Origin of the sequence: Corallococcus sp. CA047B, from assembly GCF_003612065.1 — a bacterium.
Taxonomy (GTDB): Bacteria; Myxococcota; Myxococcia; order Myxococcales; family Myxococcaceae; genus Corallococcus; species Corallococcus praedator.
This window is the reverse complement of record NZ_RAWD01000278.1, coordinates 1-13,020: the sequence shown is the minus strand read 5'-3', so window position 1 is coordinate 13,020 and position 13,020 is coordinate 1. Positions and strand designations below refer to the sequence as shown.

13 protein-coding genes are annotated in these 13,020 nt (G+C 69.1%); 6 read left to right on the top strand and 7 right to left on the bottom strand.

Annotated elements, in window-relative coordinates; all coding sequences use genetic code 11:
* The coding region (locus D7X74_RS43180; RefSeq protein WP_158622325.1) for a hypothetical protein at positions 1–878 on the top strand (878 nt) is incomplete at its 5' end.
* 9 nt (positions 879–887) lie between these two features.
* Here D7X74_RS43180 and D7X74_RS31940 read toward each other — a convergent pair.
* Positions 888–2,009 (bottom strand): alpha/beta fold hydrolase, encoded by a 1,122-nt coding sequence (locus D7X74_RS31940; RefSeq protein WP_120536796.1) that lies wholly within the window; start codon positions 2,007–2,009, stop codon positions 888–890.
* A gap of 115 nt (positions 2,010–2,124) precedes the next feature.
* Here D7X74_RS31940 and pssA point away from each other — a divergent pair, with 115 nt between their 5' ends.
* The 4 genes from pssA to D7X74_RS31920 all read left to right on the top strand — a co-directional run bounded on the left by pssA (position 2,125) and on the right by D7X74_RS31920 (position 6,389).
* On the top strand, positions 2,125–2,985 hold the full coding sequence (gene pssA / locus D7X74_RS31935) for a CDP-diacylglycerol--serine O-phosphatidyltransferase (RefSeq protein ID WP_120536795.1): 861 nt from the start codon (positions 2,125–2,127) through the stop codon (positions 2,983–2,985).
* A gap of 69 nt (positions 2,986–3,054) precedes the next feature.
* Complete coding sequence (locus D7X74_RS31930; RefSeq protein ID WP_120536794.1) at positions 3,055–4,320, top strand: CinA family nicotinamide mononucleotide deamidase-related protein; 1,266 nt, start codon at positions 3,055–3,057, stop codon at positions 4,318–4,320.
* The gene (locus D7X74_RS31925; protein WP_120536793.1) at positions 4,317–5,822 is read left to right on the top strand and encodes a hypothetical protein; all 1,506 of its coding nucleotides are present in this window, start codon (positions 4,317–4,319) and stop codon (positions 5,820–5,822) included. The genes D7X74_RS31930 and D7X74_RS31925 overlap by 4 nt, the downstream gene beginning before the upstream one ends.
* Positions 5,823–5,879: 57 nt before the next feature.
* Positions 5,880–6,389: a DUF1285 domain-containing protein gene (locus D7X74_RS31920; RefSeq protein WP_199741937.1), complete on the top strand. Its 510-nt coding sequence runs from the start codon at positions 5,880–5,882 to the stop codon at positions 6,387–6,389.
* On the opposite strand, the gene recA is transcribed toward D7X74_RS31920, so the two are convergent.
* Positions 6,386–7,411 (bottom strand): recombinase RecA, encoded by a 1,026-nt coding sequence (gene recA, locus D7X74_RS31915; RefSeq protein ID WP_120536791.1) that lies wholly within the window; start codon positions 7,409–7,411, stop codon positions 6,386–6,388. The genes D7X74_RS31920 and recA overlap by 4 nt on opposite strands.
* A gap of 266 nt (positions 7,412–7,677) precedes the next feature.
* On the opposite strand from recA, the gene D7X74_RS31910 reads away from it, so the two are divergent.
* The gene (locus tag D7X74_RS31910) at positions 7,678–9,069 is read left to right on the top strand and encodes an NAD(P)/FAD-dependent oxidoreductase (protein WP_233602344.1); all 1,392 of its coding nucleotides are present in this window, start codon (positions 7,678–7,680) and stop codon (positions 9,067–9,069) included.
* Between the two features lie 18 nt (positions 9,070–9,087).
* On the opposite strand, the gene D7X74_RS31905 is transcribed toward D7X74_RS31910, so the two are convergent.
* The 5 genes from D7X74_RS31905 to D7X74_RS31885 form a co-directional block, all read right to left on the bottom strand.
* Positions 9,088–10,698, bottom strand: a complete 1,611-nt coding sequence (locus D7X74_RS31905; protein ID WP_120536790.1) for a YifB family Mg chelatase-like AAA ATPase — start codon at positions 10,696–10,698, stop codon at positions 9,088–9,090.
* 228 nt (positions 10,699–10,926) lie between these two features.
* On the bottom strand, positions 10,927–11,436 hold the full coding sequence (locus tag D7X74_RS31900) for a biopolymer transporter ExbD (RefSeq protein WP_120536789.1): 510 nt from the start codon (positions 11,434–11,436) through the stop codon (positions 10,927–10,929).
* Positions 11,436–11,849, bottom strand: coding sequence for a biopolymer transporter ExbD (locus D7X74_RS31895; protein WP_120536788.1), 414 nt, complete (start codon positions 11,847–11,849; stop codon positions 11,436–11,438). The genes D7X74_RS31900 and D7X74_RS31895 overlap by 1 nt, the downstream gene beginning before the upstream one ends.
* 102 nt (positions 11,850–11,951) lie before the next feature.
* Positions 11,952–12,635 (bottom strand): MotA/TolQ/ExbB proton channel family protein, encoded by a 684-nt coding sequence (locus D7X74_RS31890; RefSeq protein WP_120536787.1) that lies wholly within the window; start codon positions 12,633–12,635, stop codon positions 11,952–11,954.
* Between the two features lie 67 nt (positions 12,636–12,702).
* On the bottom strand, positions 12,703–13,020 hold a 318-nt coding region (locus D7X74_RS31885; RefSeq protein ID WP_147446757.1), incomplete at its 5' end, for an energy transducer TonB.

Sequence of the window (13,020 nt, the reverse complement as noted above, 5' to 3'; positions counted from 1 at the left end):
GGGTCCGGCTCCGGGGCGGGGCGACGGTCCAACTGGAAGGGGTGTGCTTCCAGGGCTCGCGGGTGGCGCTGAGCCAGGAAGGGGGCGTGGCGGAGGTCGAGCGGGCAGGCGTCTCGCAAGGCACGGGCCCGGCGTTCCTCGCGGTGGGCGGCACGTTGAAGCTGGTGGACGTGCGGGTGCAGGGGCACGAGTACGGCCTGACGACGAACGGGGCCCGGGTGTCGGTGCGCGGCTTCACCTCGGAGCACGCCACGCGGGCTGGCCTGGGGCTCACGACGACGACCGGCCTGCTGGAGGACGTGGTCGTGAAGGACGCGGGCACCTACGGGGCCTTGCAGCTCACGAACTCGGACCTGGAGGTCCGGCGCTTCCGACTGGAAGGCTCGCGGGAGTACGGCGTGGTGGCGGTGCAGGGGCGCCTGCGCCTGCGCGACGGACGCATCCTGGGCGTGAGCACGGCGGACGGCATCGCGGGAGACGGACTCCACCTGCGCCAGGTGGAGGCGGACGTGGCCACCGTCACGGTCCAGGACGCGAAGGGCACCTGCGTGCTGGCGGCGCAGCGGGCCCGCGTGGTGTTGCGCGACGCCCGGCTCCTGGCGTGCGGACTCGCGGCGTTGTCGGTGGACTCGAAGGCCACCGTGGATGCCCGGAACATCGAAGCCCTCGACGCCGGCGAGTCCGTGCTGCTGGCCATCGAAGAGGGCCAGTTGCGCGTGGAAGCCCTCACCTCGAAGGACGCCCGGGGCCCGCTGGTGTCCGCGGACTGCGAGGGCCAGACGCGCGTCCGTCTCCGCCAGGTCGATGCAGGCCACACGCGCGGCCTGGACGCGCCCTGCGTCCAGGTCGAAGCGGAAACCGGACCCCGGGCCCCCTGAGTTCGTCCCTCAACCCGGAGTGGAGGACGCGGGCTCGGGGGACATGGGCGTGGCGCGCTTCTCCAGCCACTCGCGGATGACGGGATAGACCTCTGTCGGCGCGCCGGTGCCGAAGATGAGGTCGCCGTGGCCGTAGTCCATCTTGTCTCCGCGGTCCCGACCGAAGACGTGCAGGGTACGGTCGGGCGACGTGAGCAGGGCGTACTGCGCCTCCACGTTGGCCGCGGTGGCCAGCCGGTCCGCGCTGCCGCCCATCACGAGCACGGGCTGCTGGAGCTTCGCGATGCCCGCGCGCCAGTCCGTCTTGCGGTCGTACGAGCGGAACACGTCGTGGGCAATCCAGTCCTCGAACTGGAGCAGCACCTTGCGGCTCATCGCCGCCATCATGTTGACGGACAGCTGCCGCAGGACACGTGGCGAGACGTGCCGGGGATTCACCACGATGTCCGACAGGGGCAGGGCGAGGTAGCCCAGGAAGGGCGCGACGCTGGCGCTCATCCACTCCTGCCGGATGCTCCCCGGCCACGCGGCGCGCACGCCCAGCGAGATGAGCGCGCGCAGGAAGGGCGCTGACTTGAGGTGCACCGGCGCCCCCAGCTCCAACAGGCCCGCGAGCTTCCCGCCCTCGGCGCCCTGGGCCACGCCGTAGCCCACCAGTCCTCCCAGCGAATGGCCCAGCCAGAAGGCCTGCTTCGCGCCCGTCTCCTTCAGCGCCAGTTCCAGGAGGGCCGGCCCGTCCTGGGTGATGTGGTCGTCGATGGTGAAGTCCGTGGGCCGCCGGCCCTGGGGCGGACGGCGAGAGTGCCCGGTGCCGCGCCACTCCACGCTGAAGCAGTCGAAGCCGGCCTCGGTGAGGTAGTGGGCCACGGAGTAGGGCGGCTCGAAGTCGAAGGTGTAGCGGTTGGCCGCCAGCCCGTGGCACAGCAGCACGGGCTCGGCGAAGCGACGGACGGGGGCCCGCCGGGCGTGCACAGCCAGCTCCCATCCATCGGCGCAGCGCACCCGCAGCATCTCGGGCAGGGGGCCGCGCAGGCGGTACCAGCGCCGGACTAGCAGGACCCACAGGATATTCACGAGCAGCAGGACGACCGCTGCCTCCACTGCCCACAGGGCCCATTGCCCGTACGGCATTTCTCCTCCATGCGACCGGGGACCGACTCCAGCGCGAATAAAACCCTGCTAAGGTCCGTTCCCTCGCCGTTTCTGCCGCAGCGGCAGCCGACCACCAGGGGAAGTCGAGGGAACGATGAAGCTACGGAAACTGATGTTCGTGCTCCCGAACCTCTTCACCGTCACCTCCATCTTCTGTGGCTTTTACGCCATCACCCTGTGTTCGGGTGAAGCGGAGCCGGTGCAGCTGTACCAGGCGGCCCTGGCCATCCTCTTCGCCATGTTCTTCGACGGGTTCGACGGACGGGTGGCCCGGCTGACGAAGACGCAGAGCGACTTCGGCATGCAGCTCGACAGCCTGGCGGACGTCATGTCCTTCGGGGTCGCGCCGGCGCTGCTCGTCTACAAGTGGGCGCTGGCCCCCATGGGCTTCTGGGGCCTGTTCATCTCCTTCGCGTTCATGGCGTGCGGCGCCATGCGGCTCGCGCGCTTCAACGTGCTCGCCATGCGCAACCCGCACGGCGGCGGTGGAGGCTACTTCGTGGGCCTGCCCATCCCGTTGGCCGCGGGAGTGCTCGTCTCGCTCATCATCTCCCACCACGTGGCCTCGGAGGGCGAGGTGCTGGGCGATGGGGCCCGCATGCCGGTGGCGGTGGCGGTGGGGGCCCTGTCGCTGCTGATGGTGTCCACGGTGCGCTACCGCACCTTCAAGGACGCCCGGCCCGGCCTGAAGACGGGGCTCGTCTTCCTGGTCATGGCGCTCACGGGCGGGTTCATTGCCCGGCAGTTCCATCCGGCCTGGGTGCTGGTGACGTACTTCTTCGCGTACCTGCTGATGGGGCTGGTGGAGTCCGCGGTCTCGGTGCGCAGCCGGCTGGCGTCGCGCAAGGTCGGCGCGGGTTCCGTCGCGGCGGTGGCCGTGGCGACCGTGCTCGACGAGGACGACGACGAGGACTCCGAGCCGAACGCCACCGACGACGGCCCCGCGTACCTCTGAGCAGTCAGGCAGGGGAAGCCGGACGCGGACCGTGCCCTCCCGGCCCGGGACCGCTAGGATGCCCGGCCCATGCGCGTCGAGCTGCTGTGCACCGGTGACGAACTCGTCACCGGCCTCATCACGGACACCAACAGCACCTATCTGGAAGGCCGCCTCTTCGACCTGGGCGTGAAGGTCGAACGGGTGACGGTGGTGGGTGACGTGCGCCCGGACATCACGGGCGCGCTGCTGGAGGCCTCGGCGCGCGCGGACGTGGTCATCGTGTCGGGGGGCCTCGGGCCCACGGCGGATGACTTCACGCTGGAGTGCGCCGCGGCCGCGGCCGGCGTGCCCCTGGAAGAAGACGCGCGGGTGCTGGGCTGGATCGAGGAGCAGTACGCCTCGCGAGGCATGGCCATCAATCCGGGAGCCCTGCGCATGGCGCGGATTCCCACGGGCGCCGAACCGGTGCGCAACCCCCAGGGCTCGGCGCCGCTGGTCATCCAGAAGCTCGGCCGTGCGCGGTTGTTCTTCCTGCCGGGCGTCCCGCGTGAATACCGGGCGCTGGTGGACGGAGAAGTGCTGCCGCGCGTGCGGGGCTGGCTCGCCTCTGAACCCCACCGCATCTTCCGGGCCTTCCGCCTGCTGCGCACGGTGCGCCTGCCCGAATCGGTGTTGAACCAGCAGGTGATGCCCCTGGCCCCGAGCCATCCCCGGGTGGTGTTCGGCTTCCGCACGCACGCGCCCGAAAACCACCTGAAGCTGATGGCCGAAGCGCCCACCCAGGCGGAGGCCGACGCCGCGCTCGCCGCCGCGGAGGCCGCGTGTCGCGTGGTGCTGGGCACGCACGTGTACGGCGCGGATGCCAACGAGTACGCCCCGGCCCTCCTGGCGCTGCTGTCGCGCGCGGGCCACACGCTGGCGGTGGCGGAGAGCTGCACGGGTGGCCTCATCGCGCAGGACCTCACGGCCGTTCCGGGTGCCAGCCAGGTGTTCCTGGGGGGCGCGGTCGTCTACTCGGAGAAGATGAAGTCCGCCTGGGTCGGTGTTCCGCCTGACGTCCTGGAGAAGCACAGCGCGGTGTCCCGGCAGACGGCCCTCGCGATGGCCGAGGGGGTTCGCACCGCCTGCGGCACGACCTTCGGCCTGTCGGTGACGGGCTACGCCGGTCCGGGAGGCGGGACGCCCGAGGATCCGGTGGGCACCGTCTACTGCGCGCTGGCCGGTCCCGGCTTCGAGTCCCGCTGCGAGCGCGTGTCGCTCGCGGGTGACCGCGACCGCGTGCGTCTGTTCGCCGCATCCCACGTGCTGGAAATGTTGAGGTTGCACCTGCTCGCCGCCCCCGTGTCTCCATGAGTCGCTCCAAATCAAAGCGTCCCCGTCCTTCCACTCCGGAAGCGCCGTCCACGGCGTCCCAGGTCCCTTCCTCCGGAGCCATGTCGGGCCTGGATGCCCCCGGGGCCTCCGCTCCGCCCGAGCAGGCTTCCTCCGCAACGCCAGCGGAGGTCGCGGGTCCGCCCTCGGCCCCGGCCGCGACGGGGGCGCATCCGGTGCGGAGCGCGCTGCGCCTGTGGCTGTCGGCCTACCGGGTGGAGGTGATGCTGTTCCTGGTGGCGTTCGCGGTGCTGTCCAGCTTCAGCTCGCAGCGCTTCCTCCGGCAGAGCGCCGCGCCGCACTTCATCTACCAGGCGCAGTCCTGGCTGGACGGGCGGCTGGACGTGGATCCGCAGGTGCTGCCCAACCTGGAGGACTGGGCCTGCGTGCGGCTGGTGGATGGCCAGAAGGTGCGGTGCGAGGGCCGTCCGCGCCAGGACGATCGCTGGTTCGTCAGCTTCCCGTCGTTCCCCGCCGTGGTGATGCTCCCCTTCGTCGCGCTGCACGGCTACCAGTTCAACGACACGTCCTTCGGCGTCTTCGTGGGCGCGCTCGCGGTGGCGCTCTTCTATTCGCTGCTGCGCTTCCTCGCGCAGGAAGGGGAGACGGAGCGCAACCGCGATGACAACGTGGTGCTGTCGCTCGTGCTCGCCTTCGGCACGCTGTTCTTCTACTGCGCCATCCGGGGCGAGGTGTGGTTCAGCGCGCAGGTGATGGGCGTGGCGCTCACGTGCCTGTACGTGCGCAACGCCGCGCGGGCCCGGCGTCCCCTGCTCGCGGGCCTCTTCTTCTCCATGGCCGTGCTGACCCGCACGCCGCTCGTCTTCGCGGGCCTCTTCTTCGTCCTGGAGGCGCTCTGCCCGGGACCGGACCGGCTGGCCCAGCTCAAGGCGCTGTCCACCACGTGGAAGAGCGCGCTTCGCAAGCTCGTGCTCTTCGGTCTGGGGGCCGCGCCCCTGGCCATGCTCGCCGCCGCCTACAACGTCTACCGCTTCGGCAAGCTGGGGGAGTTCGGCCACTCGTACCTGTTCAACAACCGGGTGAACGTGGACATCGACCGCTTCGGGCTCTTCAACATCGAGTACCTGTCGCGCAACCTCCAGGCCGCGTTCCTCAAGCTGCCCCAGGTGTCCCTGTCGCCGCCCCGGCTGTCGTACGACCCGCATGGGCTGACGTTGCTGCTCACGCTGCCCCTGCTGGTGTTCCTGCTGGTGCCTCGCACGCGTCCCCGGCTGCACTGGCCCCTGTGGCTGACCGTGGCGGTGTGCGCGCTGCCCGGCCTTTTCTACCAGAACACCGGCTACATGCAGTTCGGCTTCCGGTTCAGCCTGGACTACACGCCCTACCTGTTGCTGCTCTTCGCCGTGGGGGGATGGTCCCTGCGCAACCGCGCGGTGGTGGCCGTGCTGGCGCTTGGCGTGCTGGTGAACTTCTGGGGCGCCGTGGCCTTCCGTGGCTACACGGAGTACGTCCGGAACTGGTAGGCCTGCGGGGCCCGGCGGCTTGTCTTCGCCGGGCTCCGCGCGCAGATAAGAGGCGACATGCAACCTCCCTCCGGTCAGCCCCCTCCTGGCAAGCGTTGGCACACCCGTGAGGACAGCGGCATCCGCCTGGATGCCACGTTGCGCTGGTGGCACGACGACGAACCCATCGAGCACCCGAAGATCATCGAACTCTTCAACGCCTCCCTGGTCCTGGATGACGACGGGCGCTACCAGCTCCGCATCGCTTCGGACTGGTGTTACGTCCAGGTGGAGGACGCGGCCTACGAGGTGCGCACCGTGGACGTCACGCCCGACGAGCGCGTGTCCCTGCGCTTGAGCGACCGGACGGCGGAAGCACTGGACCCGACCTCGCTCCAGCTTTCGCCCGACGGGGTCCTGACCTGCCGGGTGAAACAGGGCAGGGCGAAGGCACGCTTCTCGCGCGATGCGCAGTACCAGTTTGGCGAACTGCTGGAAGAAGGCCCGGAAGGGCGCCTGATGTTGCGGACGGGTCTGCGACATCTGGAGGTCCCCCTCTCACTGGATGCGTTCCACCCGGCTTCCTAGGCAGCTTCGATGGAGGCCTGCGCCATAGGCGGCGCGCTGGCGCCGGCCAGCTCGCGCGCCAGGGACTCCAGGACCTCGGGATGTTCACGCAGCCATTCGGAGGCCCGCTCACGCCCCTGGCCGATGCGCTCGCCTCGCAGGCTGAAGTGGCTGCCGGACTTCTCCATCACGCCGGCGCCCACGGCCAGGTCCAGCACCTCGGCGGCGCGGTGGATGCCCGTGCCGTAGAGCACGTCGAACTCCGCCTCCTGGAACGGAGGCGCCAGCTTGTTCTTCACCACCTTCACGCGGGCCCGTGAACCCACCACTGCGTCGCCCTCCTTGAGGTTGCCGGTGCGGCGGATCTCCATCCGCACGGACGAATAGAACTTCAGCGCATTGCCGCCCGTCGTCGTCTCCGGGTTGCCGAACATCACGCCAATCTTCATGCGGATCTGGTTGATGAAGATGATGCACGTGCCGGAGCGACTCACCGCGCCGGTGAGCTTGCGCAGGGCCTGGCTCATCAGTCGCGCCTGGACGCCCATGTGCGCGTCCCCCATCTCCCCTTCGATTTCCGCGCGAGGCACCAGCGCCGCCACCGAGTCCACCACGATGAGGTCCACGGCCCCCGAGCGCACGAGCTGCTCGGTGATCTCCAGCGCCTGCTCGCCAGTATCGGGTTGGGCCACCAGCAGTTCCGCCGTGCGCACCCCCAGCTTGCGCGCGTAGGACAGGTCCAGCGCGTGCTCCGCGTCGATGAAGGCCGCCACGCCGCCCACGGCCTGCACTTGCGCGATGGCGTGCAGGGTCAGCGTCGTCTTCCCGGAGGATTCATTGCCGAACAGCTCCACCACGCGGCCTCGCGGATAGCCGCCCACACCCAGAGCCCGGTCCAGTCCCACCGACCCCGTGGGAATGATCGCGACCTTCTGCTCCGGAGCATCCGCGCCGAGCGTCATCACCGCGCCCCGGCCGAACTGCTTCTCGATGGATGCCACCGCCGCCGCCACTGCCTTCAACTTCTCCGTCAGCTTGCTCATCTCGTCCAACTCCCTCGCCGCCCTGTGGGCTGATGCCTCGGGCGGTAGGACAGCAACGGACATGCCGCGCGGGCGCCCGGGCGAAGACGCCTCGGGAGCGTCCATGGAGGTGGGCACCGTCCGGCGCGGCGGAGCGGCGTGGCTGTCTCCCGGTCGTTGAGAAGGCTTACGGGATGCTAGGTGTCCGCATAAGCGGGCCCGGGGGGCTCATGACAGTCCATCTATGTCAGACAGCGCGGCTTTCGTTGAATCCCAGGGGCGCCGGCATGACGTTTCCCATTGTGAAAACGACCCGTGAGAACCTTCCCCATGTGGTCATCCTGGGAGGCGGCTTCGGCGGCCTCTACGCGGCCAGGTATCTGCGAAAGGCAGGGGTTCGCGTCACGATGGTGGACCGTCACAACCACCACCTCTTCCAGCCGCTGCTGTACCAGGTGGCCACGGCCACGCTCAGCCCGAGCGACATCGCCGCGCCGCTGCGGGCGATGCTCGGACGCAATCAGGTCCAGGTCCTGCTCGCGGAGGTGACCGGGGTGGACACCGCGAACAAGCGCGTCCTCCTGGCCGACGGCGAGCTGGCGTATGACTTCCTCATCGTTGCCACCGGTGCGACGCATTCGTACTTCGGCAACGACGCGTGGTCGCGACACTCGATGGGGTTGAAGACGGTCGAGGACGCCCTGGAGATCCGCCGCCGCGTGCTGCTCGCCTTCGAACAGGCCGAGCGCGAGCCGGATCCCGAGCGCCGCCGGGCCTTGCTCACCTTCGCCATCATCGGCGCAGGCCCCACCGGGGTGGAGCTGGCGGGCGCCCTGGCGGAGATCAGCCGCAATTCATTGTCGGGTGACTTCCAGAACATTGATCCCCGGGATGCGCGCGTCATCCTCATCGAGGGGATGGATCGGGTGCTTCCCACCTATCCTGAGAACCTCTCGGGGGATGCTCGCCGGGTGCTGGAAAAGCTTGGCGTCGAAATCCGCACCGGCACCCGGGTGACGAACATCGACGCCACGGGCGTGGACATGGGGCCCGAACACCTGTCGGCCCGGACGGTGCTCTGGGCCGCGGGCGTGGAGGCCTCGCCGGTGGCCCGCTCGCTCGGCGTGGAGCTGGACAGGGCAGGGCGCGTCCCGGTGACGCCCGAGCTGACCGTGCCCGGCCATCCGGACATCTTCGTCGTGGGGGACCTGGCGCTCGTCAAACAGACAGACGGCAGTACCGTTCCGGGCCTGGCTCCTGCCGCGATGCAGGAAGGCAAGCACGCCGTCCTCAACCTCCGCCGCCAGCTCGCGGGCCAGCCGATGCAGCCGTTCCACTACTGGGACCGGGGCAGCTACGCCGTCATTGGCAGGGGCCATGCCGTGGGCGTGGCCTTCCGTCGCGTCCAGCAGTCCGGCTTCATCGCGTGGCTGGCCTGGCTCTTCATCCACATCACCTTCCTCATCGGCTTCCGCAGCAAGCTGGCCGTGCTGCTCAACTGGGCCTACGCGTACCTGACCTTCGGCAGGTCGGCCCGCATCATCACCGGCCCCGCTCCACGGCTCGAGGCCTGCGTCGCGGAGCGATTGCCTGGAGAGACGGCAGGCGTGGCTTCGTCGGTGGTCAAGGAGCCGCCCGCCGTCCGCGATGCCGCCACCCCCGCGATCGTGCCCTACTGACGTTCGCGGCTTCGGACCTCAATGCTTGCCGTCAGGAGGCGTTCTCCAGACAGGAGAGGCGGGGCGTGAAGCATCCGTCGCCCCCTGCGTGTTGGCGTGCAGCCATCCCCGGCGGTCCAGCATCCGGCAGTCGACCGCGAGCTGCATGTCGACGTCCTCGATGCGCCCATGTCCTTCCAGGTCCGCCCGCGTCAGGGCCAGTTTGAGGATCCGGTCATGCGCGCGCGCGGACAAGCCATGGTGGCGGACCGCGAGCTCCAACATCTGCTCCGCGCGGGGAGACATCACGCAGTAGCGGCGCAACAGGTGCGAAGGCATCTGGGCGTTGCAGTGCACGTCCGGCGCATCCTGGAACCGGGCGCGCTGCCGCTCGCGGGCAGCTTCCACGCGCTGCCGGTAGTAATGGCTCGGCAGCTCCTGCGTCTTCGCCGCGAGCTGGTGGTATTCCACGGGCCTCGTCTGCACGGTGATGTCGATGCGGTCCAGCAGCGGGCCGCTGACGCGCGAGTGGTAGTCGAAGACGCGGTGCTCCGCGCAGGTGCAGGTGCGCCCCGGCACGTTGAAGTAGCCGCACGGGCAGGGATTCATCGCCGCCACCAGCATCACCCTGCAGGGGTAGGTGATGTGCTGGCTGGCTCGCGCCAGGTGGATGGCTCCTTCCTCCAGGGGCTGGCGCAGCACCTCAAGGACGTTCTTGCGGAACTCGGGGAGCTCATCGAGGAACAGCACCCCGTGGTGGGCCAGCGACAGTTCCCCCGGACGCGCCGCGGGCCCGCCGCCCACGAGCCCCGCGTCGGACAGCGTGTGATGGGGCGAGCGGAACGGGCGCTCCCGCACCAGCGCCTGCTCGTCTCCCAGCAGCCCCTGGATGGAGTAGACCTTCGTCACCTCCAGGGCCTCGTTGAAGGTCATCTCCGGCAGGATGCCCGGCAGCCGTCGCGCCAGCATCGTCTTGCCCGAACCCGGAGGGCCCGCCATCAGGACGTTGTGTCCGCCAGCCGCCGCGAGCTCCAGGGCCAGCTTCAGCTCCGGCTGGCCCCGCACGTCGGCCATGTCCGCGGTCGCCTTGCGTGGGCCGGCTCCCAGCGCTGCCTCACGCATCAGGGGCGTCAGCGGGGCGCTGCCAGTGAGATGCCCCACGGCTTCGCGCAGGTGGGCCACGGGCAGCACCTGGAGCCCCTCCACGAGCGCCGCCTCCGCCGCGTTGGCGGCGGGCACCATCACCCCACGGAAGCCGCCGTCCCGGGCCGCCACGGCCAGCGGAAGCACCCCCTTGATGGGCTTGATGGAGCCATCCAGCGAAAGCTCCCCGCCAAAGAGGTAGAGCCCCAGCGGTTCCTCCTCCATCAGCCGCGCCGCTGCCAGGACCCCCAGCGCGATGGGCAGCTCGAAGGCCGCTCCCTCCTTGCGCAGGTCCGCGGGCGCCAGGTTGACGGTGATCCGCTTCTGCGGAAGGTCGAAGCCGGTGTTCTTCAGCGCGGAGACGACCCGCACCTTCGACTCCCGTGCCGCCCCTTCCGGCAACCCCACGACGTTGAAGTAGGGCAGCCCGAGCGCCATGTCGACCTCGCACTCCACCACCACCGCGTCGATGCCCATCAACGCCCCCGACCGCACCCGCGCCAGCATTGTCTCCCCCTCCCCACCTGCACCGGGGGAGGGAAGAGCAAGGCCCATACCGGGAGCGCCGCCTCACGACGCGGCCTGGGGCGCCATCCGCCGCGCCAGACGTCCCGTCCCGGACGAGGACCCGGGCCCCAAAAGCAAGAAGCCCGCTGACCGGGAAGGATCCCCGCCAGCGAGCTTCTCGTTGAAACCTGCGACCGTTGAAGCTGCTTCAGCCCGGAGCGGAGTGGCTCAGGGCGTCGGCGCCGGAGCCGGCGGAGCGCCCTCGGGCGTCGTCTGCGTGCCCTGGATGACCGCGTTCTGGGGCAGCTCGGTGGCCATGCCCAGGATCTTCGCTCCCGCGGCACGTGCACCATCGAGCGCAACGACGAGCTTGCCGTAGTTCGCCGCGTCGTCCGCCATGAAGAAGACGACCTTCTCGTCCGGCTTCTTGGAGTTCAACATCCGCTTGAGGCGGGTGACGTAGTCGGCGGCGGCGATCTGCTCCGTGTTGATGGAGTAGACGCCATCCTTGTCCACCTGCACGACGATCTGCTGCGCGTCGGGCTCCGGCGGCGGCTGGTTCTCCTCGACCTCCGTCTCCGGGACCCGGACGAGAATGTCCTTCTCCAGGAGGGGGGTCACCACCATGAAGATGATGAGGAGCACCAGCACCACGTCCACCAGGGGCGTGACGTTGATCTCCGAGTTCGGCGCGGATGAGGGCTTGACCCACTGACGCTGCTTGTGTCCTCGGGACATTACTTCTTCTCCTCGACACCCAGGGCGATCTGCTTGGCCTTCGCCTTGCGCGCCGTGTCCAGCACCTTGCGCACGTCACCCACGTTCAGGGTGTTGTCACCCTTCAGCAGGATCTTCTTGCCCGGATCCTTCACGAGCTCCGCGGCGATCTTCTCCTGGAGGCCCTGTTCGTTGACCTCGTCGTTCTCCACGAACACCTTCTTGTCCGTGGTGATGGAGAGGACCAGCGGGTCGGCGTCCTTGCCGCCTTCCTTCTCGATCTCCGTGGCCTTGGGCAGCTCCACGGACTTTCCGCGCTGGAGCATGGGCGTCACGACCATGAAGATGATGAGGAGCACCAACACCACGTCCACGAGGGGAGTGACGTTGATCTCGCTCTTGATGCCCCCTTTGGGGCCTGCTGACATTCCCATGCGTGCACCTGTGTCCGGGAAGGGATTCCCACCCCGGGGCAGCTCGGCTGTCTCCAGCCGGGCGGCCCTCGAGGTCAGGGATGTCCCAGGGGTGGGCTTGAACTAAGCCGCGTGCGAGGACTGGGCGCCGCCGCCCACGTGCCGCGCAACCACGTCCAGGAACTCGTTGGAGGACTCGGAGATGTCCACGGCGCGGGCATCCACCCAGCCCTGCAGGAAGTTGTAGACCATGACCGCGGGGATCGCGACGAGGAGACCGAACGCGGTGGTGATGAGCGCCTCGGCGATACCGGCCGAGATGGTGCCCAGACCGCCGGAGCCGGCCGCCGCCATCAACTGGAAGGCGTTCACGATGCCCATCGTGGTGCCCAGCAGGCCCACGAACGGCGCCGTCGAACCCACCGTGGCCAGCACGGTCAGACCGCGCTTGAGGCTCTGCACCTCACGCTGCGCCTGGCGCTCGAGCGCCCGGGCCACGGACTCCACCGCGAGGTCCTTGTTGCCGGGGTTGATGCGGTACGCCGTCAGGCCGGAGTTGATGACGCGGCCCAGGTGGCCCACGTCCTTGCCCAGGTTGGTGTTCGCGGCGGTGGCCAGGTCGCCCTTGGCGAGGATGGCGCCCATCTTCGCGGCGAAGTTGCGGCTGTCCGAGCGCGTCTTGCGGAAGACGATGATCCGCTCCGCCATGACGACCAGCGACGCCACCGACATGATGGCGAGGGTGAAGATGATCATGCGGGCGAAGAGGCCCGTGTGATTCCAGATATCGGTAAGAGTGAATTGCATGGCTATGGAGCGCTCCTCCTCACGAGCGCGGGGTAGATTCGGCTGACTGCTCAGCAGATGCGCTGGATCAGCGCGGCAGCTTCAGGTTGAAGTTGAAGGTGTACTGGACCTCGACCGGCCGGCCCTGGAACGTGACCGGCTTGTAGCGTGAGGCGGCCAGTACGTCCATCACGGCCTGCTCCATGTGGGGGAGCGGCTTGATGACGCGGCAGCGCTCGACCTTCCCCTCGGTCGTGATGACGCACTTCACGATCATCAGACCCTGCACGCGCGCCTCAATGGCCTCACGGGTGTATGACACCTCGGGACCACCGATCTTCTCCGGGCGCGTCATGCCCTGACCGAACGACAGCACGTCCGTGCCCGTTCCGCCCAACTGCCCGCC

Coding starts and splice junctions, on each gene's coding strand:
- D7X74_RS31940 (WP_120536796.1), bottom strand. CDS start 2,009: ATGCCGTACGGGCAATGGGCCCTGTGGGCAGTGGAGGCAGCGGTCGTC.
- pssA (WP_120536795.1), top strand. CDS start 2,125: ATGAAGCTACGGAAACTGATGTTCGTGCTCCCGAACCTCTTCACCGTC.
- D7X74_RS31930 (WP_120536794.1), top strand. CDS start 3,055: ATGCGCGTCGAGCTGCTGTGCACCGGTGACGAACTCGTCACCGGCCTC.
- D7X74_RS31925 (WP_120536793.1), top strand. CDS start 4,317: ATGAGTCGCTCCAAATCAAAGCGTCCCCGTCCTTCCACTCCGGAAGCG.
- D7X74_RS31920 (WP_199741937.1), top strand. CDS start 5,880: ATGCAACCTCCCTCCGGTCAGCCCCCTCCTGGCAAGCGTTGGCACACC.
- recA (WP_120536791.1), bottom strand. CDS start 7,411: ATGAGCAAGCTGACGGAGAAGTTGAAGGCAGTGGCGGCGGCGGTGGCA.
- D7X74_RS31910 (WP_233602344.1), top strand. CDS start 7,678: ATGACGTTTCCCATTGTGAAAACGACCCGTGAGAACCTTCCCCATGTG.
- D7X74_RS31905 (WP_120536790.1), bottom strand. CDS start 10,698: ATGCTGGCGCGGGTGCGGTCGGGGGCGTTGATGGGCATCGACGCGGTG.
- D7X74_RS31900 (WP_120536789.1), bottom strand. CDS start 11,436: ATGTCCCGAGGACACAAGCAGCGTCAGTGGGTCAAGCCCTCATCCGCG.
- D7X74_RS31895 (WP_120536788.1), bottom strand. CDS start 11,849: ATGGGAATGTCAGCAGGCCCCAAAGGGGGCATCAAGAGCGAGATCAAC.
- D7X74_RS31890 (WP_120536787.1), bottom strand. CDS start 12,635: ATGCAATTCACTCTTACCGATATCTGGAATCACACGGGCCTCTTCGCC.